Genomic DNA, 19,928 nt, shown 5'->3' with positions numbered 1-19,928 from the left:
ACTGTTTCCAGTCCACTACTCGCCGATCTGCAGCAATTGGCCCTTGTCGCGCGCGACCCGGAAGGACCAAAGGAAGGTCATCGTTCCGAGGCCGAAATAAACCACGTTCAGCGCGCAGGCGCCCAGGAACAGGTCGACCCGAAAACTGCCTTCGAACAGGACATGCCGCATGCCTTCGAAGACGTAGACCATGGGCATCGACCAGGCGACGACCTGCAGCCAATCCGGCAGGGTGGTGACCGGGTAATAGACGCAGGCCACCGGCGCCAGCAGGAAGATGATGAACCAGGCGAAGCTCTCCGCCCCCAACCCGGCGCGCATCAGCAGGGATATGGTGAACAGGCCGAGCGCCCAGGACATGATCATCAGATTGGCGAAGAAGGCGAACAGCGGCAGGCCCAGCTCGAACAGCGACACGTCGAACATCGGAATCGCCAGCAACACCGCGGGAAGCGCGCCGAAGGACACGCGCAGCAGGCTGATCGAAACCAGCGAGGCGACGAATTCCAGCGGCCGCAGCGGCGTCACGAACAGGTTGGCCAGGTTGCGGGAATACATCTCCTCCATGAAGGAAACGGAAAACCCGATCTGCCCGCGGAAGAAGACGTCCCACAGCAACACGGCGGAAACCAGAACGCCGGCGGCCTGGGCGACCCAGGTCGATTCCTCGCGCAGGAAATTCGACAGAAAGCCCCAGATCACCAATTGCACCAGCGGCCAATAAGCCAGCTCGATCATCCGCGGCCAGGATCCGCGCAGAATATAGACATAACGCAGCACCAACGCGCCGATCCGGCGTGGGCTGAAGGAACTGGGCCGGGGCCGATCGATTGTTCGGTCAGTCGTCATTGCGCGCGCCCCCGTTTTCACTCCGGGTTCCCCGGGCGATATCCAGGAAGACCTCTTCCAAATTCTTGCGGCCATATTGGTCGATCAGGGCGCGCGGCGGCCCGGTATCGACGATCCTGCCCGCTTTCATCATCAGAACGTCTTTGGCCAGGCGCTCGACCTCGGCCATGTTGTGGCTGGCCAGCAGGATGGCCGCGCCCGATTCCGCTTGATACCGCTCCAGATAGGTGCGGACCCAATCGCCGGTATCCGGGTCCAGACTGGCGGTCGGTTCGTCCAGCAGCAGCAGTTCCGGCCAGTTCAACATCGCCTTTGCCAGGCCGACGCGGGTTTTCTGCCCGGCGGACAGTTTCTTCACCGGCCGCTTCAAGAAGTCGCCCAGGTCCAGGTCCTCGGCCAATTCGGCGATCCGCCCTTTGACATCGCGCAGCCCGTATAGCCTGGCATAGACGGTCAGGTTTTCCTGCACCGTCAGCCGCATCGGAAGGTCGACATAGGGCGAGGTGAAGTTGATGCGGTGGACGATATCCCGCCGGTCCGTGGCGATGTCGTGCCCGAAAACATGGATCGTTCCGGATGTGGGCAGCAACAGGCCCAGCAACATGGAAAGCGTCGTCGTCTTGCCGGCCCCATTGCCGCCCAGCAGCGCAACGGTTTCGCCGTGCCGAACCGTGAAGCTGACATCGTCCACCGCTGTGACGTTGCCGAACTGTTTCGTCAGATGCGATACGGCAACGGCGGGGTTGGCCTGTGCGGTTGCGCCAAGGTCGCCTGCGCCGACTTTTGGGGCCGTGCCGATGGGGGCGGTCTGGTCCATGGGGTCCGATCGGGGTTGGTTTCGATGGCTTTGTGTTTCGTGGTTTGGGATATAGGGCAAATCCGATAAAGGCGACCCGCAATTTGCTTGCACGGGCATCAAGACACTGGTGATTTGGCGCCATGGACCGAACGGTAGACAGCGGACCGGGCAGAGCCCGGGTGCCCAAAATGATGAAGCCGCGCCAGCTTGCGCGTCACGCAAGCCGCGCTAGGCGCCTGCCCGGCGTTCAGGGGCGGACGCTTGCCTTGATCCGCTGGGTCGCGGTGATCGGCCAGCTTGCGACCGTTTGGGGTGTTTCCGGCGTGCTGGAATTTCCGCTGCCCGTGGTCGAATGCCTGGCGGTCATCGGTGTGCTCGCCCTGTCGAATCTCTGGCTTTCCGCGCGCAGCGGGCGCTCGGTCAGGCTGACCGACTATCACGCAGCCCTGTTGCTGGGGTTCGATCTGTTCCAGGTCTCAGGCCTGATCTATCTCACCGGCGGATTGACCAATCCCTTCGCGGTGCTGCTCGCCGTGCCGGTGACCGTCGCGGCCACGGTCCTGTCGCGCCGAACCACCGTCGCGCTGACCGTCCTGGCGCTTTTCTGCATCACCTTCCTGGCCTTCTTCTTTTTGCCGTTGCCCTGGCAGGGAAGCTTTTCTGAACTGCCCAGGGTTTATGTGGTCGGCCTCTGGGTCTCATTGGCGGTGCTGATCCTGTTCACCGCGGGCTATGTCTGGTCGGTCGCCGACGAATCGCGCGGCCGCGACGCCGCCTTGGCCGAGGCAGAAGCGGCGCTTGCCCGCGAGCGGCATATGTCGGCGCTGGGCACCTTGGCGGCGGCCGCCGCCCACGAATTGGGCTCGCCGCTGAACACCATCGCGCTCGTTTCCTCCGATCTGGTGCGGGAGGTGCCGCCCGACAGCCCCCTGCGCGAGGATGTGGATCTTCTGAAAAGCCAGGCCGACCGGTGCCGTGATATTCTGGCCTCCCTGTCGCGCACGCCGGAACGGGAAGGCGGCCAGCCTTTCGACAGTCTGCCGCTGACAAGCCTTGCCGAAGAAGCGGCCCGTGACCATTTACCCGAAGGCGTCACCTTCAGACTGACTGTCGACGACAGGTCGACGGGGGCGGAACCGGTCGTCATGCGCAGCCCCGAATTCCTTCAGGGAATCGGGAATTATGTGCAGAACGCCGGGCAGTTCGCGCGGTCGGCGGTGGAGATGTCGCTGTATTGGTCGGATGAGGAGGTCCGCCTTCGCATCCTTGATGACGGGCCGGGTTTTGCCGGTTGGATGATCGATTCGCTGGGCGAGCCCTATCTCTCGACAAGGGCGGGGAAGTCCGGGCATATGGGCCTGGGTATCTTCATCGCGCAAACTTTGCTTGATCGGATCGGCGCCGAAACGGCGTATAGCAAGAAGAAGACGGGCGGCGCTTGCGTCGACGTGATTTGGCCTAGATCCGTCCTGGACGTGGCCCAATTGATAAAGAGCGACGAGAGCGACAAGAATTGAGTGACCTGATGCAAGAAACGACAATGGTCCGCCCCGGACCGGCCGAGACAGACAAGACTTTGCTGATCGTGGACGACGATCGCCCGCTGCGGACCCGCCTGGTCCGCGCGATGGAACAGCACGGCTTCCTGGTCCGCGACGCCGAAGGCGTGGTCGAGGCGATGACCATGATCGCCGATCGACCACCGGCCTATGCGCTGGTCGATTTGCGCCTGGAAGACGGCAATGGGATGAGCGTCGTCGAAGCGCTGGCCGAAGCACGGCCCGATGCGCGCATCGTCATGCTGACCGGCTATGGCAACATCGCCAATGCGGTCACTGCGATAAAGGCGGGCGCGGTCGACTATCTGCCGAAACCGGCCGACGCGGACCAGATTGTCAGGGCGCTGTTGAACTCAGCGGAAGAAGCCCTGCCCCCGCCGCCGGAAGACCCGATGTCCGCCGACCGCGTGCGGTGGGAACATATCCAGCGCGTCTATGAGCAATGCGGGCGCAACGTGTCGGAAACCGCAAGGCGGCTGAAAATGCACCGCCGCACCCTGCAGCGCATCCTCAACAAACACGCTCCCCGGCCCTGATCGTCTTTTCACTTTTACCCGTCTGTTCAGTCCGCTTCCCGAACATCCCCTGTCGCAAATCGGGCTGACGGGCCGGGTCAGGCCTGTTAGAGACTAGCCCCAATGAGAACCCGACTGGGCGGGGGCAAATTCGTCCGGGACGTTAGTAGGGTATGAGCACCCGCAGACAGGACAGGGGCAAATATGTCTGATACGACGACCGGCCGCGGCGACGCGGCCCCAGCAGTATCCCATTCGGACGCGCACCGTTTTCCCGAACAACCGGGCGAAAAACTCGGCATCATGATTTGTGGCCATGGCAGCCGCAGCGTTGACGCGGTGCGTGAATTCGAACAGGTCGCCACCAGCATGAAGGCGCGGTTTCCGGACCATCCGGTGGAATACGGTTTCCTTGAATTCGCGACGCCGATCATCCGCGACGGCCTGGACAAATTGCGCGAGCAAGGCGTGACCCGCGTGCTGGCAGTGCCAGGCATGCTGTTCGCGGCGGGCCATGCGAAGAACGATATCCCCTCGGTCCTGAACACCTATGCGGCGCAGAATCCGGGTATGAAGATCGAGTATGGCCGCGAATTGGCGGTCGACCTGAAGATGCTGCAGGCGGCGGGCGACCGGGTTGAACAGGGCCTGGCCCTGGCGAAAGCGGGGGTCGACGTGCCCCGGCACGAGACCATGCTGGTCGTGGTCGGGCGCGGCGCGTCGGACCCGGACGCCAATTCCAACGTCTCCAAGGTGACCCGCATGTTGTGGGAAGGGATGGGCTTCGGCTGGGCCGAAACCTGTTATTCCGGCGTCACGTTTCCACTAGTGGAACCGGGCCTCGAACACGCGGTGAAGCTGGGCTACAAGCGGATCGTCGTCTTCCCGTATTTCCTGTTCACCGGCATCCTGGTCGACCGGATCTACAGCTATGTGGACAAGGTCGCTGCCCGCCATCCCGATGTCGAGTTCATCAAGGCCCCCTACCTGAATGACCATGCGAAAGTCTTCGATACGTTCGAGGAACGGCTGTGGGAAATCCTCGACGGCGCCAACACGATGAACTGCCAGATGTGCAAATACCGCGCCCAGGTCCTGGGATTCGAGGCCGAAGTCGGCATGGCCCAGGAAAGCCACCATCACCATGTGGAAGGGATCGGCACCGGAACGGCGGAGCCGGAACACGGGCATGACCACAGCCATGACCACGATCATGGGCACCATCACCACGGGCACGAGCACGGCCATGCCCACGATCACGACCATGGGCACGCCCACGGCCACGATCATGGCCACGGGCATGGACATGACCACGGGCATCACCATCACCCCTATCCGCATGCGGACCATCCCTTGGGCCCGAAATCGATGCAGGCGGACAAGTCGGGCGATTGATGGTTGAGGGTAGTGTCGTGACGGCCAAGCGCTACGATTACATCCGCGATCCGAAGGCGATCTATGCGGAGTCCTTCGCCCAGGTCCGCGCAGCGGTCGATTTGGCGCGGTTTCCGGCCGGCTTGCATCCGGTCATCGAACGCTTGGTGCATTCCTGCGCCCGTCCGGATATTGCCGGTCAGTTGGTCTGGGACGGGGATGTCGCGGACGCCGGCTGTGCGGCGTTGCGGGGCGGCGCGCCGATCCTCACCGATGCCGAAATGGTCGCGCGCGGCGTGACACGCACGCTGCTGCCGGCGAACAATCCGGTGATGTGCCGGTTGAACGACGCGCCGGTCCCCGGCTTGTCGGAAACCCTGGGGACGACAAGGTCGGCGGCGGCAATCGAGTTGTGGAAGGACGATCTGGACGGCGCCGTCGTCGCCATCGGCAATGCCCCCACCGCCCTGTTTCATTTGTTGGAGCGCCTGCATGACGGGTGGCCCCGGCCGGCCGCGATCCTCGCCTTTCCGGTCGGTTTCGTCGGCGCGGCGGAATCGAAAGATGCGCTGATGCGGGCAGACCTTGGAATTCCCTATATCACCCTGCCCGGCCGCGACGGCGGCAGCGCGCTTGCGGCGGCGGCGGTCAACGGCTTGTCGGTTGCTTGCGTAAACGGGGGAAGGGCATGACGACCGCGCCCTGGCTCACGATCGTCGGTTTGGGTGAGGACGGTATGGATGTCCTGCCGCCCGCTGTGCGGATGCTGGTCGACGACGCGGCGGTGGTGATCGGCGGGGCGCGCCATCTGGCCATGCTGCCGGAAACCCATGCCGCCCGGCGCATGACCTGGCGGTCGCCGTTGCGCGATACCATCGCCGATATCCGCGCGCTGGAAGGACAAAAAGTCTGCGTCCTCGCGACCGGCGATCCGATGAGCTACGGCATCGGGGTCACCTTGGGCCGCGAATTCGGGCGCGACGCGCTGACGGTCATCCCGGCGCCTGGCGCCTTCACGCTGGCGGCCGCACGGCTGGGCTGGCCGTTGGAAGCGGTGACCCGGCTGACAGTTCACGGGCGGCCGCTGGACCTCGTTTCCCGCCACCTTTATCCCGGTGCCCGGCTGTTGATTCTGTCGGAAGACGGGTCCACGCCCGCCGCCCTCGCCGGGTTGCTGGCCGAACGGGGTTATGGTCCGTCGCGGATGACAGTGTTTGAGCATATGGGTGCGCCGGATGAAGCCCAACTAACTGAAATTGCGGGAAAATGGGGCGGTCGTGCGGTCCGGGACCTGAACACGGTCGCGGTCGACTGTGTCGCCGCAGAAGACACTCTTCCACTCAGTGCCGTGCCGGGGTTGCCGGATGAGTCATTTTTGCATGACGGGCAGCTGACGAAACGGGAAGTCAGGGCGGCCACTTTGGCCGTTCTGGGACCGCGCCCGGGTGCGCTTCTATGGGATGTGGGCACCGGAAACGGGTCCATCGCCATCGAATGGATGCGCGCCGGCGGCCGCGCCATCGCTATTGAGCCGGATTCGGAACGGCGCGACCGGGCGGCCCGCAATGCCGCCGTTCTCGGCGTGCCCGACCTGTCCATCGTCGCGGGCCGCGCGCCCGAGGCCCTGGCGGATTTGCCCCGGCCCGATGCCGTCTTTGTCGGCGGCGGTGCCGGTACCGAGGGCGTGCTGGAAACCTGCTGGGACGCCTTGGCTCCCGGCGGGTGCCTTGTCGCCAATGCGGTGACGGTGGAAAGCGAAATGCGCCTCGCCGCGTTTCGGGAACGCGTGGGTGGCGACATGGTCCGCATTGCCGTGTCGCGGCTGGATGCGGTCGGCCCCTATCACGGCTGGCGGCCCTTGATGCCGGTGACGCAACTGTCTGTTCGCAAGCCCGTCGGGCGGGAAGGAAATTGAGCATGGCGGAAGGGGTGCTTTATGGCGTCGGGGTCGGCCCCGGCGACCCGGACCTGATCACCGTGAAGGCGATGAAACTGCTGCAGCGGGTGCCCGTCGTCGCCTGGCCCGCGCCGCTTGAGGGCGAGTCGCTCGCCCGCCGGATCGCCGCGCCCCATCTGCCGGACGGGGCCGTCGAAATCCCGATCCGCATGCCGATGGTCGAGGCGCGCTTCCCGGCGGAACAGGTTTATGACGCCGCCGCGGAACAAATATCGGAACACCTGATCGCGGGCCGGGACGTTGCCGTGTTGTGCGAAGGCGACCCCTTCTTCTACGGCAGTTTCATGTATCTGTTCGCCCGGATGACCGAACGCCACCAGGTGGAGGTAATCCCCGGCGTTTCCAGCCTGACCGCCTCGGCGGCGATGACGGGCGCGCCGCTGGCCTCGCGCAACGATGTCCTGACCATTCTACCCGCCCCATTGCCGGAAGACGATCTCGCCCGGCGCCTGAAAGCGGCGGATGCGGTCGCTTTCATCAAGGTCGGCCGCCATTTCGACAAGGTGCTGCGCCTGCTGGAAGCGGAAGGCATGGCCGATAGCGCCCTCTATATCCAGCACGCGACGATGGAAAAGCAGATGATCCTCCCCCTGCGGGACGCGCCGTCGGGCTCGATCCCCTATTTCTCGATGATCCTGGCCCATCGGCGCGGCGATGCCTGGCGCAAAACGGAAGAAGAAGCTGTCTTTAAGGCGGCGGGGAGCGCTAATCCATGACCGCTCTGATCGCCTTGACCGAAGCAGGCGCACGCACCGCGCGGCAGCTGCAGAAAACCCTGCCCGACGCGGTTCTGTACGGCCGCTCCGCCCGCGTGACGGACTTGGACCAAGCTTTCGAGGATACCGGCGCGCTGATCCGCGATCTGTTCCTGCAGGGAACACCGATCGTGGGGGTATGCGCCGCCGGAATTCTGATTCGCTTCGTCGCGCCGCTCTTGGCCGATAAACATGCGGAACCGGCAGTGGTCGCCTTGGCTGAGGATGGGTCCAGCGCGGTGCCGCTTTTGGGCGGACATCACGGGGCGAACAGGCTGGCGCAACAGATTGCCGCTGCGCTCGGCGGACAGGCGGCGATCACGACGGCGGGCGATCTGCGCACCGGCCCGGCGCTGGACGATCCGCCGCCAGGCTGGATGCTGGGCAATCCGGACCGTGTGAAACCGGTGACCGCCGCCCTGCTGGCCGGCGACCCGGTCGCGCTGACGGTCGAGGCTGGCGATGTTTCCTGGCTGGAACCGGCGCGTTTCTCGGCCTCCGGTGTGGAAAGCGTTTTGGTGACCGACCGCGTGGTTAAAGACGGAACCGACGCCCTTGTCCTGCATCCGCCCGTTCTGGCGGTGGGGATCGGCGCGGAACGCGGCGTGCCCGCGGAAGAAGGCGTCGAAGCGGTGCGCCGTGTATTGACCGAGAACGGGCTGGCAACGGCCTCGGTCGCCGCCGCAGGGTCGATCGATATCAAGGCGGACGAGCCCGCGGTGCTTGCCGCGGCCCAGTGTCTGGGCCTTGATCCGCGTTTCCTGACCGCCGCGGATTTGGAGGCGCAAGCGCCGCGCCTCGCCAACCCGTCGGACATCGTCTTCAAGGAAACCGGCTGTCACGGCGTGGCGGAAGGGGCCGCTTTGGCCTTGGCCGGCCCGGATGCGGAACTGGTGGTGCCAAAGGTCCGGTTGGGCCGGGTCACCGTCGCGATTGCAAAGGCCAAGGACCGGGTCGACGGCCAAGCGGGCCGGACCGGCGGGCGCCTCTTTGTCGTCGGCATCGGTCCGGGCCAACTTCCCTGGCGCACGCCGGAAGCGGTCGCAGCGCTGCGAAATGCCGATGATGTGGTTGGGTACGATTTGTATCTCGATCTTTGCGCCGATCTGATCGGCGGCAAGGAACAGCACCGTTCGCCGCTGGGCGATGAGACGGGCCGCGCCTTGAAGGCCCTCACACTCGCGGCCGAGGGGCGAACCGTTGCGCTCGTCTGCTCCGGCGATCCCGGAATTTACGCCTTGGCCACCCTGGTTTTCGAACAGGTCGAGGCCGCGGAGGACCGGGCTATCCGGGGCGTCAACGTCACCGTGGTTCCCGGCATTTCAGCCTTCCAGGCCGCCGCTGCCCGTTTGGGCGCGCCGATGGGGCATGATTTCTGCCTGATTTCCTTGTCCGATCTTTTGACCCCGCGCGACGTGATTCGCCGGCGGCTTCAGGCGGCTGCGGCGGGCGATTTCGTCATCGCCTTTTACAATCCGCAAAGCCTGCGCCGACGGACCCTGCTGGGCGAAGCGCGCGGCATCTTGCTCGGCGAACGCCCTGACACGACGCCGGTCGCCATCGCGCGGAACCTCGGCAGGCCCGGTGAGCAGGTAACGGTCACGACCCTGGCCGAATTCGAACCCGAAGCGGTCGACATGCTGTCGCTGGTCGTCATCGGCAATTCCGAAAGCCGGATTCTCGACCTGCCGCAGGGGACGCGGATCTACACCCCGCGCGGATATGCGCAAAAAAGCGAAACCACCCAACAGATAGGAAAGGTCCAGGGATGACCGTACATTTCATCGGCGCCGGCCCCGGCGCACCCGACCTGATCACGGTGCGGGGGCTGAAACTCATCCAATCCTGTCCTGTCTGCCTGTATGCGGGCTCGCTCGTTCCCGAAGCGGTGGTGGCGGAAGCGCCCGAAGGCGCACGGGTCATCGATACCGCGCCGATGCATCTGGATGAGATCATCGCGGAAATCGCCGCCGCTCATGAAAAGGGCCAGGACGTCGCCCGCGTTCATTCCGGCGACCCGTCGCTTTATGGCGCGGTCGCGGAACAGATCCGCCGGTTGGAGGCATTGGGCATTGATTTCGATATCACGCCGGGGGTTTCCGCTTATGCGGCGGCAGCGGCGGAATTGAAGACGGAATTTACCCTGCCCGGTATCGCGCAATCGGTGATTCTGACCCGCACGGCGGTGCGCGCGTCGGCCATGCCCGAGGGTGAGGATCTGACGACCCTGGGAAAAAGCGGCGCGACCCTGGCAATTCATCTTTCCGTCAACAACCTGGCCAAGGTCGTGCGCGAGCTGACGCCGCTTTATGGCGCGGATTGCCCTGTCGTCGTGGCCTATCGCGTTACTTGGCCGGATCAGGTGATCATCCAGGGTCGGTTGGTCGATATCCGGGAAAAAGTGAAGAAATCCGGCATCACCCGAACCGCTTTGATTCTTGTGGGCCGGGTGCTTGAACAATCGGATTTTGAGGATAGTCGCCTTTATGCCGCCGATCACAGCCACGTTCTGCGTGACGCGGCGACCGGGTGAGGCGTTCTCCGTCCGTCTGGGCGGTGTGGTCTTTTCAACCTTGCTTGCCCATACGGACGGAGCGACCAGGGGAGGTCTGTTCTGGGGTCAGTGCGTCTCTGGAAACTGTGCGTCTCAGGACTTTGTACGTCGGGTCGTTCTGTTTGGATGGTGTTGCACCGCTGAGACGGCTTCTCCGCCCGTGGGTTCGGTACCTCCCTTCTGATTGGGAGGGAACCACCATCGATGTTAACGTATTGCCGAAAAGAGCTCCCGCCCCTTTTTTGCCGGCAAGCCGTATCCAAGTGTCGTCGAGGTTTCTCCGGCGATTCCCCTACCCCGCAGGCGACCAACCCAACCGTTTCCGGAAAGGCGGCCTCAGCGGTGCAACACCATCCAAACAGATCCGCTACTGAGGTAACGACCGGATCGAAACAGGGTTGCCCTAGAACAGTGTGGCCAAGATGTCCGCATATCCGAAGACGGCTTCCGAACAGAACGCCAGGATACCTGTGAAAACACCGGCAAAAGCGCCAATCAGAAGATTTCGGACCGTTCCAAGGACCCCCGTTTCCTGGACGTCCATGACCTGCATACCCCTCATTTGCATGACCAATCTCCTTCTCTTCTGGTGCCCACGATAGGAAGGAGTCGGCCTATCCGATGTGATGAGCCGCACACTCAGAAAAATTTATTAAAATTTGTTAACCTTTTTGACGCGCAGGTTTGAGGCGTCGAGGTCGCAGGGCCTCAGTGATGCTGTTCTTTGGGGTCCGCTTCGACCGGCACCATGGTGAAAAATATCAGTCCGGCGGCCACCGTCACAGTCAACAGGACCCAGCCCAGCGCATGGGCGCCATCCCCGTGATAGAGCCCGGCGGCGATGACGCTGGACACCGCCCCGCTGAACATCTGGATACAGCCCATGCTGGCCGATGCGCTGCCGGCGATCCGTGGGAAGGGTTGCAAGGCGCCGGCGATCCCCTGCGGCAGGACCATGCCGAAGCCGAAGAAATAAAGCATCATCGGCCCCAGCACGCGGATCAGGGACAAATCGTCCGCCAGTATGCCAAGCAAAGCCGCGCCGGCCAGCGTGCAGGTCACGCCGATGCCGATCAATTGCCGGCCTTTCATGCCGCGCATGCGCAGCCGGTTGCTCAGAAAATTGCCGGATACATAGGCCGGAACGGTCACCAGGGCGATCAGCGCGAATTGCGACGGCCGCAGACCCAGTTCCGCGATGAACAGAAAGGCGGAACTGACGTGATAGGCGAAGACGCCGGAAAAGATCAGCGCGTTGACCAGAACATAGCCCATGAATGTCCGGTTGGTGACCAGCGAGAAATAGTTCCGTAGCACGGCGCGCGGCCGCGCCGCGTCCAGGTTCAGGTTGGTATTGCTCTCCCCCAGGAAGACCAACACCAACAGCAGGACGGCGGAACCGAGGATCGCGACGGCCAGGAAATTCGCCGGCCAGCCGAAGGCTTCCTGCACCAGACCGCCCATCATCGGCGCGACGGCGGGCCCAACGGCGACCGCTGCCCCTATGATGGCGAAGGCCCTTGCCATGGCGACGCCGTCAAACAGGTCGCGCACGATGGCGCGCCCCAAAATCGGTCCGCAGCAGGCGCCGAACCCTTGCAGCATGCGCATGCCCTGCAATTGTTCGACACTGGTGGCGAAGGCGCAAAGCACGCTGGCGGCCAGATAAATCAGCAACCCGACGGTCAGGACCGGCCGGCGCCCGAACCGGTCGGACAAGGGCCCATAGATCAGCTGCGCCAGGGCGAATCCGATCAGATAGGTCGTCATCGTCGCCTGAACCGCGCCGATCGGCGCTTGCAGACTTTCGGCGATCGCCGGCATCGAGGGGACGTAGAAGGAAATCGTCATCGGGCCGATCGCGACCAAGGTGGTCAACAGGGCGATCAACCATTTGCCGGTGAGATGCAGGGAGGATTGTTTGGCGACCAAGCGGCTATCCGATTCGGTGCAGCGCCGCGCCGTGTTCGCGCAGCCAGGCACGAGCCTTGCGGGAACCGGGGGCCAATTCCTCCGTCAGGGACCAGAAGGCGGGGGAATGGTTCATATGGCGCAGATGCGCAACCTCATGCGCGACGACATAGGTCAGGATGTCCGCTTTGGCGCAGACCAGCCGCCAATTGAAGGATAGATTGCCGTTTGCGGCGCAGCTGCCCCAGCGGCTGACCTGGTCCCGCACGGTGATTCGCCCGGCTTTCAGGCCGGCTCGTTCGGTCAGGATGTCGACCTGTGCGCTGATTTCCCGGCGGGCCTCCGCCTTCAAATGGTCACGGACCCGGCGCGGAACATGCGGGCCATCGCCGCCAACCAGCAGGACATCGCCCTCGACCCGGCATTTGCCGCGATGAGTGGGATCGTGAAAAATCGTTACGGTACCGTCCAGTAACGGAACGTCGATACCGTGCTGGAAGGGAATCCGGGGCGGCAAGGCGCGGAACGACTCGACCAGCCAGGTCGTGTGTTCGTCCAGGAAGGCGCGCATCCGGCGCATCCCGGTTCCTGTCGGAACGGTTAAAACCGCTTGGTCGTTGTGCGAATCGAGCCGTAGGGTCATCCGCCGCGCCTTGGGATTTCGCCGAATTTCAACCGGAATGAAGCAATCGCCATCCCGCACCGCCAGATCTTGATCCGGTGGCACCTTGTCGAACCGCCTGGCAAGGGGGTCGGCGAAAGAGGGGAAGAAGCGCATGCCCCGACTTAGCCGGATTCAGCCCCGAATGGCGAGTGCAATCCGCGTCAACTGTGCTTGGACGGACGGTTTGAAAGCGTCCTTCAACCGGCCCGGCAGAACGCTCAGGCGGCTTCGGATACCGGCATGGAGAGCGAAAAGTCTTCCGCTTTCAACGCCGCGACCAGGGCGGCCTGCTTTTCAGCGGGAAGGCTGGTCAGTGGCGGCGATACCCGGTTCCATTCCTGGTCGCCGCTGAACGCCGCCAGCACCGCCTTGACGGCTGCGATGATCGGATAGCCTTCCATGATGGTGCGGATGGCGGAAACCTTGGCGTTCAATGCGTCGGCCTCCGGCTTGTCCCAGACATCGATCAAGGCGCGGATGGCGCGCACATTGATATTGGCGCTGGCGCTGATGCAGCCCGCCCCACCGATCTTCAGCGCATCGACGGCGCGGGATTCGGAACTGGGGAAGGTGTGCAGGCTGGGGAAGTTCTTGATGACGGCTTCCGTGTTCGACCAATCGCCGGAACTGTCCTTCAGGCCCGCAACGGTCTGCGGATAGGCCTTCAACAGCCGATCGATGACGCCCATGGGAATGCCGACACCGGCCATCTGCGGGAAATGATACAGATACAGCTGCAATCGACTGTCGCCGACGCGCTCGATGATCTCGGCGAAGCTGGCGTACAGCCCGTCCTCGCTGGCATTCTTGTAATAGAAGGGCGGCAGGACCAGCACGCCGCCACAGCCCAGTTCCACCGCGTGCCGCGTCAATTCCACGCTGTCGGCAAGGGCGCAGGTCCCCGTACCCGGCAACAGCTTGGCCGCCGGAACGCCGCTTTCCACCAGGCCCTCGGTCATCCGCATCCGGTCTTTCATGCCGACGGAATTCGCTTCGCTGGTCGTGCCGAAAATGGCGAGACCATCAGCGCCTTCGTCCAACAGCCAGGCGCAAAACCGGTTGAACCGGGCCGAATCCGGCGTCAGGTCCGCTTTGAACGGCGTGGAGGCGGGAACCAGGACACCGCGAAAGCGGTCGGGGGTGGCAGCGGTCATCGATGTTTCCTCTTCTGGGCCGGTTTGTTTCGGGCCGGCTTGCGGTTGCTTTTGGGCTTATCCGCCCCTGAGGCGCTTTGCCGGCGTGCTTCTTTCTGGCGCCATTCCAAGGTCGCCCGATTGGCATTCAGCCATCCGGTGACGTGGTCTTCAAGATCGCTGACGGATAATTCCGAGACGGCCCTGCCCCGCACGGATATGCCGGCCCGGTGGACGCTGTCCGGATCGCCGGTGATCAATGGGTGCCAGTCCGCAAGGTCCTTGCCCTCGGATAGCACGCGATAGGCGCAGGTTTCTGGCATCCAGTGCAGGCTGCCGACATTGGCGACCGACAGGGCGACGCAATCGGGCACGTTCACCGCCCGGTTCGCATAGTCGATGCAACGGCACTTCTCTATGTCCAGGAACGCACAGGCGACGTCGGTGACGGCGACCGCACCGGTATCGCTGTCTTCCAGCTTGTGCAGGCAGCATTGGCCGCAGCCGTCGCACAGGCTTTCCCATTCCGAATTGTCCATTTCGGCCAGGGTCTTGGTCTTCCAGAAAGGCGCGGCATTCGTGGTCATGATGTTCCTTTGGGCGCCCGGTCTATCAGGTGCAGGCCCGGTCTATCAGGTGCAGGAAGGACCCGGCAACCGATCCGCGAACAAGGCCCGTATTCGCAGGGTTTTCGCGCCGTGCGTCGGTCACGGCGAAAAGCGGGTCGCCCGGCCCCTCGGCGATCACGGTGGCGTAGTGAAATTCATGCGCGGCGAAACCGCTGCCGGCCGGGCCCAGAATCGTGGGGCTCAAGGTTTGGGCGCGGCGATAGCCCAGATGCCGTTTGCGCGCCGCGAAGCTGGTGGTCAACGGCAACAGGCCCGCCATGGGGTGGCTGGCGCCGTCCGCGTCGATCAAGGCCTCGCCCAGGACCATATAGCCGCCGCATTCCCCGAAAACCGGCTTTCCCGTCGCGGCGCAGTCTCTTAACCCATTCAGAAAAAACGAATTTCCGGCTAGACGCCCGGCATGCAATTCCGGATAGCCACCCGGCAGATAGACCGCGTCCGCGTCCGATGAAGGTGCTTCATCCGCCAACGGAGAGAAGAAAGAGACCGAAGCGCCCTGCGCCTGCCAGGCCAGGGGCACGGTATCGTAACAAAATGCAAAAGCCCGATCCCTGGCGATGGCGATATGCTGCCCCAAAACAGGCAATCCCGGCCCGTTCGCCGTTTGGGGCGCGGCGCGGGGGCTTGCGCCGGATGCTGCCGCCTGTTCCCCAAGGGATCGCAGCAGGTCCAAATTCACATGTTTCTCAACAAGATCGGCGGCGCGTTCAAGCAATGCGTCCAGGTCTTGGTGTTCTTCGGCCTGAACCAATCCCAGATGGCGGGACGGAACCGAAATGAATTCGTCGCGGGGGATCGCCCCCAGGATCGCCGGCGGGGCATGCAGGGTCGCGACGGCGTCGGCGATCATGCTCGCATGACGGTCGCTGCCGGTGCGGTTGAGGATCACGCCGGCGATGGACAGGCCGGGCCGGAACCGGCGGAAACCTTCGACAATCGCGGCGGCTGACGTGGATTGACCCATCACGTCCAGCACCAGGATGACGGGCCAGCCCAGCGCTGCGGCCAGGTCGGCGGTCGATCCACGGCCGTCGGCGGCCCCGTCGAACAGGCCCATGACCCCTTCGGCGATGGTGATATCCGCCCCGGCCCCGGCTTGATCGGCAAGGGCGCGCAACCGGTCGGGCGGCATCGCCCAGGGGTCCAGGTTGAAACAGGGTTTGCCGGTCGCGGCACGGTGGAAGGCCGGGTCGATATAGTCCGGTCCGGTCTTGATCCCGCGGGCCGCGACGCCTTGCCGGGTCAGCGCCCGCAACAGGCCAAGCGTGACCAAGGTCTTGCCCGATCCGCTGGACGGCGCGGCGATCACCAGGCCTTTTGTCGGTTTGATTGGCACTGGGAGGGAACTAGCCGGCTTCCCGGTCGGACCGGTTGCCGAGCGGGTCAGCTTCCAAAACGGTCCCGGTTAGCGCCCCCAACCAGTTCAGCGCCGGGCGCAGACGGACGACATCGCCGATCACGACGATGGCGGGCGGATCCAGCGTTTCGGCGATGGCGGGCGCGTCGGCCAGCGTTGTGACGGCGACCCGCTGGTTTTCCGTCGCGGCGCTGCAAACCAGCGCCGTCGGTTCGTGAGGCGACCGGCCGCCCTCGATCAGGCGGCGGGTGATCTCGCCCATATGTTTCAGAGCCATATAGAGGATCAGCACAGGGGATCCCTGCGCCAGCGCCTGCCAATTCAACCCGTCGGGCACGTCGCCGGTGACGCCGTGGCCGGTCACGAAGGTGACGGCGGAATTCGTGTCGCGATGGGTCGCCGGAATCCCGGCATAGGCCAGCCCGCCGATCCCCGCGGTGATGCCGGGAACGACGCGGAAGGGGATGCCGGCATCGACCAGGTCCAGCGCTTCCTCCCCGCCTCGGCCGAACACGAAGGGATCGCCGCCCTTCAGGCGAACGACCTTGCGGCCGTCCCGCGCCAGGTCCACCAGGCGGTTGGAAATCGCGCGTTGTTTGGGCGACGGTTTGCCGCCGCGTTTGCCCGCGTGGATCATTTCCGCATCCGGCGCGGCCAGCGCCAGAATCCGGTCGTCGACCAGGGCGTCATAGACAACAGTGTCCGCTTGGGCGAGGCCGTTCAGCGCATGCAGCGTCAACAGGCCGGGATCGCCCGGACCGGCGCCGACAAGCCAGACCCAGCCCGGTTCAAGGACCGGCAGGGAAGAAGGAAGAACAAGCGAAGATGTCATGGCGGGGACCATAAACGGACGGCCCCCGCTCGCCTAGCCCGAAAGCGACCCGCTTCGCACGCTTGGCGGCGTGGCACCGTGCTCTATAAGGTGCGTTTGAAAATCACGATTTGGGTGGGGCCCCGATTGACCAGAAAACCCGACGGCCCGTTGCGGAAAGGCTGGACGACCGGCGCCTGTGCGGCGGCGGCGGCGAAGGCTGCCTTCGAAGGCCTGCTGACCGGACAGATCCCGGACCGGGTCACCATCCGCCTGCCCAAGGGACAATTGCCTGAATTCCCCACCGTGGCGGCGGATGTCGCCGGCGGCACGGCGCAATGCGGCGTGGTCAAGGATGCGGGCGACGACCCTGACGTGACCCATGGCGCGACCATCATCGCGGCGGTCGAACCCGGTCCCGCCGGGTCGGGCATCACATTTCGCGGCGGGCCGGGGGTCGGAAAGATTACCAAGCCGGGCCTGCCGCTGCCGCCCGGCGAACCGGCGATCAACCCGATGCCGCGCCAGATCATCCACGACAATCTGGCGGACCTTGCCGACCGGCGGGATGCGCCCCTCGACCTGATCGTTACGATATCGGTACCCGGTGGGGAGGAGATCGCGAAGAAAACCTGGAACCCGCGCCTGGGCATCCTCGGCGGCATCTCTATTCTGGGGACGACCGGCATCGTCGTGCCGTTTTCCTGCAGCGCCTGGATCCACTCGATCCATCGCGGCATAGACGTGGCGCGGGCGACCGGCCTCACCCATGTCGCGGGCGCCACGGGGAATGCGTCGGAAGCGGCGGTGCAGAAAAAGTTCGACCTGCCCGATCAGGCCTTGATCGACATGGGTGATTTCGCGGGCGGCATGTTGAAATATCTGCGGGCCCATCCGGTGCCGCGCGTCACCATCGCTGGCGGTTTCGCGAAACTGGTGAAGCTGGGCCAGGGCAAGCTCGACCTGCATTCCTCGCGCAGCCAGGTCGATTTCGCCGATTTGGCCAAGCTGGTTGCGGCCGCCGGTGGCGGCGCGGCATTGGTCGGCAAGGTGCGCAAGGCGAATACGGCGGCCGAAGTCCTGACGCTGGCTGAAGGATTGCCGCTGGCGGAACTCGTCGCGCACCGGGCCCGGTCCGTCGCCCTGGCGACGCTGGGCGGCGGCGCGATCGACATCCTCGTCGTCGACCGGAACGGGGTCGAACTTGCTTTCACCGCGCGGGAATAAAGCATGGCCACGGTGTCCAAGGTTTTGATCCTGGGTGGAACGGGTGAAGCGGTGGCGCTGGCACAGGCGCTGGACGCGGCATTCGGCCCGGCCCTGGCCGTCGTCACCTCGCTTGCGGGGCGGACCAAAGCGCCGACCCGTCCCCTGGGCGATATCCGCGTCGGCGGGTTCGGCGGCGTTCCGGGCCTGACGCAATACCTGCGGGACGGGGGCATCGACGCGGTGATCGACGCCACCCACCCCTTCGCGGCCCGGATCACGGCAAACGCGGTCGCGGCCTGCGCGGCGACGGGTGTGCCGCGCCTGCGGCTGGACCGGCCCGCCTGGACCCCTGCCCCCGGGGATGATTGGCGGCTTGTTCCCGATCTGCACGCCGCGGCGGCGCTGCTGCCGGCGCTTGGCGGCCGGGCTTTCCTGACGGTGGGGTCGTCGGACCTGGGACCGTTCAAGGAAGTGCCGGACGTTCGGTTATGGGCGCGGATGATAGAACCGCCCGCACCCGAAGACTTGCCCAAGGCCTGCACCGTCATCCAGGGGCGCGGACCGTTTTCGCTGGCGGATGAGGAAGCCTTTCTGCGAGAAAACCGGATCGATATCCTGGTGACGAAAAACAGCGGCGGCGCGGCGGCGGCGGCAAAACTGACGGCGGCGCGCGGGCTAGGTCTTCCGGTCGTGATGGTGGACAGGCCGCCCTCGCCGCCGGGTGACAGCGTGCCGACGGCCGAAGACGCGGTCGAATGGTTGCGACCATTGGTCCCTTAACCCATATCGACCTCGAAACATCACGGATCGCGACTTGAATACGCGACGATTCCCTGCTGAATCAGGGGACGGAGATGACCGTGCCGTCGACTGCAGGCCTTGGTCTGCAAAGGTGGCGACAAGGGGAGGGATCCTGAATGCAGCTCGCGATTTTCAAACGCATCCTGGCCATTGCCGTCATGTGTGCGGTTTTGGCGCCGTTCGGCGCAGGTGCCCAAACGATTCTGGGCCTCGACGAACCGGCCATGCAGGCGGTCAAGGACGGGGACTATCAAACGCTGCGCAACGAGTTGTTCAAGGGCGCCAACCCGAACATGGCGGATAATGACGGCCTGACACTGCTGATTTATGCGGCGCGGGACGAATTCATCGATTTGATAGAGCTGCTTGTCGAAAATAACGCGAAACTCTCGGCGTCGGACCGCGACGGGAATACGGCGTTGCACTGGGCCGTTATCCAAGGCCGCTACGGTTCGATCGAATCTCTCATCGGATTGGGCGCAAGCGTGAACGCACAGAACCGGCGCGGGGAAACACCGCTCATGGTCGCGGCGCGGGAAAGCGATCGGGATATCCTCGGCCTGCTGCTTAAGGCAGAACCGGACTTCTCGCTCAGGGATTATTCTGGCCGTGGCGTATTGGACTATGCGCGCAACAACCGCGACCGCCGGGTCGCCGAACTGCTCCAGAAAGCAGGCGCCACGCAATAGCCTCCCGTCAGGACAGGGTTTTCGCGACGACGACGACCTCGATCAAGTAGCCGTCGTCGAGGTCGACTCCGACACAAGCCCGTTGCGGCCAGTTTTCCACCGGACCAACCCAGTCACGCCAAACCTTGTCCATTGCTGGTTTTTCGGAAACATCGCTCAAATACACCGTTGCCTGCAGCAAGCCGGATTTCCCGCTTCCGGCCTCGACGAGCAGTCTTTCAAGGTCCTGCAAGGTGTTCCGCGTTTGATCGGCGATGCCGTCCGCACATTCCGGGTCGGTTGCTACGGCGTAGACCAACCCCTCCGAAATGACCGCACTGCAACGGCCGTTCTTCGGTTCCAATATCTGTTTCATATTGCTT

21 protein-coding genes are annotated in these 19,928 nt (G+C 64.3%); 11 read left to right on the top strand and 10 right to left on the bottom strand.

The annotated features are described in order from the left end of the window. Positions 1-15 precede the first annotated feature (15 nt). Together EOI86_RS12820 and EOI86_RS12815 are read right to left on the bottom strand one after the other, a co-directional pair. Positions 16-849, bottom strand: a complete 834-nt coding sequence (locus EOI86_RS12820) for an ABC transporter permease (protein WP_127765583.1) — start codon at positions 847-849, stop codon at positions 16-18. Then, positions 839-1,666: an ABC transporter ATP-binding protein gene (locus EOI86_RS12815; RefSeq protein ID WP_127765582.1), complete on the bottom strand. Its 828-nt coding sequence runs from the start codon at positions 1,664-1,666 to the stop codon at positions 839-841. The genes EOI86_RS12820 and EOI86_RS12815 overlap by 11 nt, the downstream gene beginning before the upstream one ends. A gap of 170 nt (positions 1,667-1,836) precedes the next feature. Between EOI86_RS12815 and EOI86_RS12810 the strand changes: the two genes are divergently transcribed. The 8 genes from EOI86_RS12810 (at position 1,837) to cobM (ending at position 10,341) form a co-directional block, all read left to right on the top strand. Beyond that, entirely contained in the window at positions 1,837-3,165 is a 1,329-nt protein-coding gene (locus EOI86_RS12810) for an ActS/PrrB/RegB family redox-sensitive histidine kinase (RefSeq protein ID WP_240035662.1), read from the top strand. 8 nt (positions 3,166-3,173) lie between these two features. Next, complete coding sequence (locus EOI86_RS12805) at positions 3,174-3,743, top strand: ActR/PrrA/RegA family redox response regulator transcription factor (RefSeq protein WP_275668589.1); 570 nt, start codon at positions 3,174-3,176, stop codon at positions 3,741-3,743. A gap of 183 nt (positions 3,744-3,926) precedes the next feature. After that, complete coding sequence (locus tag EOI86_RS12800) at positions 3,927-5,117, top strand: CbiX/SirB N-terminal domain-containing protein (RefSeq protein ID WP_150132800.1); 1,191 nt, start codon at positions 3,927-3,929, stop codon at positions 5,115-5,117. Next, positions 5,117-5,788, top strand: a complete 672-nt coding sequence (locus EOI86_RS12795) for a precorrin-8X methylmutase (RefSeq protein WP_127765581.1) — start codon at positions 5,117-5,119, stop codon at positions 5,786-5,788. The genes EOI86_RS12800 and EOI86_RS12795 overlap by 1 nt, the downstream gene beginning before the upstream one ends. Beyond that, the gene (cbiE, locus tag EOI86_RS12790; RefSeq protein WP_127765580.1) at positions 5,785-7,011 is read left to right on the top strand and encodes a precorrin-6y C5,15-methyltransferase (decarboxylating) subunit CbiE; all 1,227 of its coding nucleotides are present in this window, start codon (positions 5,785-5,787) and stop codon (positions 7,009-7,011) included. Before EOI86_RS12795 ends, cbiE begins: the two co-directional genes overlap by 4 nt. Positions 7,012-7,013: 2 nt before the next feature. Beyond that, a complete protein-coding gene (gene cobI, locus EOI86_RS12785; protein WP_127765579.1) occupies positions 7,014-7,769 on the top strand; it encodes a precorrin-2 C(20)-methyltransferase in 756 nt (251 codons plus the stop codon). After that, positions 7,766-9,580 (top strand): precorrin-3B C(17)-methyltransferase, encoded by a 1,815-nt coding sequence (gene cobJ / locus EOI86_RS12780; RefSeq protein ID WP_127765578.1) that lies wholly within the window; start codon positions 7,766-7,768, stop codon positions 9,578-9,580. The genes cobI and cobJ overlap by 4 nt, the downstream gene beginning before the upstream one ends. Further along, positions 9,577-10,341, top strand: a complete 765-nt coding sequence (gene cobM / locus EOI86_RS12775) for a precorrin-4 C(11)-methyltransferase (RefSeq protein WP_127765577.1) — start codon at positions 9,577-9,579, stop codon at positions 10,339-10,341. The genes cobJ and cobM overlap by 4 nt, the downstream gene beginning before the upstream one ends. A gap of 424 nt (positions 10,342-10,765) precedes the next feature. Here cobM and EOI86_RS24485 read toward each other — a convergent pair whose 3' ends face one another. The 7 genes from EOI86_RS24485 to cobA all read right to left on the bottom strand — a co-directional run bounded on the left by EOI86_RS24485 (position 10,766) and on the right by cobA (position 16,888). Further along, positions 10,766-10,930 carry a hypothetical protein gene (locus EOI86_RS24485; protein WP_153811694.1) on the bottom strand — a complete coding sequence of 55 codons (165 nt, stop codon included), beginning with the start codon at positions 10,928-10,930 and terminating at the stop codon, positions 10,766-10,768. 140 nt (positions 10,931-11,070) lie between these two features. Further along, positions 11,071-12,294, bottom strand: a complete 1,224-nt coding sequence (locus EOI86_RS12770; RefSeq protein ID WP_127765576.1) for a multidrug effflux MFS transporter — start codon at positions 12,292-12,294, stop codon at positions 11,071-11,073. A 4-nt stretch (positions 12,295-12,298) separates the two neighbouring features. Continuing rightward, entirely contained in the window at positions 12,299-13,051 is a 753-nt protein-coding gene (locus tag EOI86_RS12765) for a M48 family metallopeptidase (protein WP_127765575.1), read from the bottom strand. A gap of 104 nt (positions 13,052-13,155) precedes the next feature. Next, a complete protein-coding gene (locus EOI86_RS12760) occupies positions 13,156-14,091 on the bottom strand; it encodes a dihydrodipicolinate synthase family protein (protein WP_127765574.1) in 936 nt (311 codons plus the stop codon). Continuing rightward, on the bottom strand, positions 14,088-14,657 hold the full coding sequence (locus tag EOI86_RS12755; RefSeq protein WP_127765573.1) for a YcgN family cysteine cluster protein: 570 nt from the start codon (positions 14,655-14,657) through the stop codon (positions 14,088-14,090). The genes EOI86_RS12760 and EOI86_RS12755 overlap by 4 nt, the downstream gene beginning before the upstream one ends. A 25-nt stretch (positions 14,658-14,682) precedes the next feature. Further along, positions 14,683-16,035: a cobyrinic acid a,c-diamide synthase CobB gene (locus tag EOI86_RS12750; RefSeq protein ID WP_205032191.1), complete on the bottom strand. Its 1,353-nt coding sequence runs from the start codon at positions 16,033-16,035 to the stop codon at positions 14,683-14,685. Between the two features lie 10 nt (positions 16,036-16,045). Further along, positions 16,046-16,888, bottom strand: a complete 843-nt coding sequence (cobA, locus tag EOI86_RS12745; protein ID WP_127765572.1) for a uroporphyrinogen-III C-methyltransferase — start codon at positions 16,886-16,888, stop codon at positions 16,046-16,048. A 126-nt stretch (positions 16,889-17,014) separates the two neighbouring features. Here cobA and EOI86_RS12740 point away from each other — a divergent pair, with 126 nt between their 5' ends. The 3 genes from EOI86_RS12740 (at position 17,015) to EOI86_RS12730 (ending at position 19,566) form a co-directional block, all read left to right on the top strand. After that, positions 17,015-18,094 (top strand): cobalt-precorrin-5B (C(1))-methyltransferase, encoded by a 1,080-nt coding sequence (locus EOI86_RS12740; RefSeq protein ID WP_240035661.1) that lies wholly within the window; start codon positions 17,015-17,017, stop codon positions 18,092-18,094. A gap of 3 nt (positions 18,095-18,097) precedes the next feature. Continuing rightward, positions 18,098-18,856 carry a cobalt-precorrin-6A reductase gene (locus tag EOI86_RS12735; protein WP_127765570.1) on the top strand — a complete coding sequence of 253 codons (759 nt, stop codon included), beginning with the start codon at positions 18,098-18,100 and terminating at the stop codon, positions 18,854-18,856. A gap of 137 nt (positions 18,857-18,993) precedes the next feature. Then, positions 18,994-19,566 (top strand): ankyrin repeat domain-containing protein, encoded by a 573-nt coding sequence (locus EOI86_RS12730; RefSeq protein ID WP_127765569.1) that lies wholly within the window; start codon positions 18,994-18,996, stop codon positions 19,564-19,566. Positions 19,567-19,573: 7 nt separating this feature from the next. Here EOI86_RS12730 and EOI86_RS12725 read toward each other — a convergent pair whose 3' ends face one another. Then, on the bottom strand, positions 19,574-19,921 hold the full coding sequence (locus tag EOI86_RS12725; RefSeq protein ID WP_127765568.1) for a RidA family protein: 348 nt from the start codon (positions 19,919-19,921) through the stop codon (positions 19,574-19,576). Positions 19,922-19,928 lie beyond the last annotated feature (7 nt).

Origin of the sequence: Hwanghaeella grinnelliae (genome assembly GCF_004005845.1) — a bacterium.
GTDB classification, from domain to species: Bacteria; Pseudomonadota; Alphaproteobacteria; order UBA8366; family Aestuariispiraceae; genus Hwanghaeella; species Hwanghaeella grinnelliae.
The sequence above is the reverse complement of the archived record's forward strand: the minus strand, read 5'-3'. Positions and strand labels throughout refer to the sequence as shown.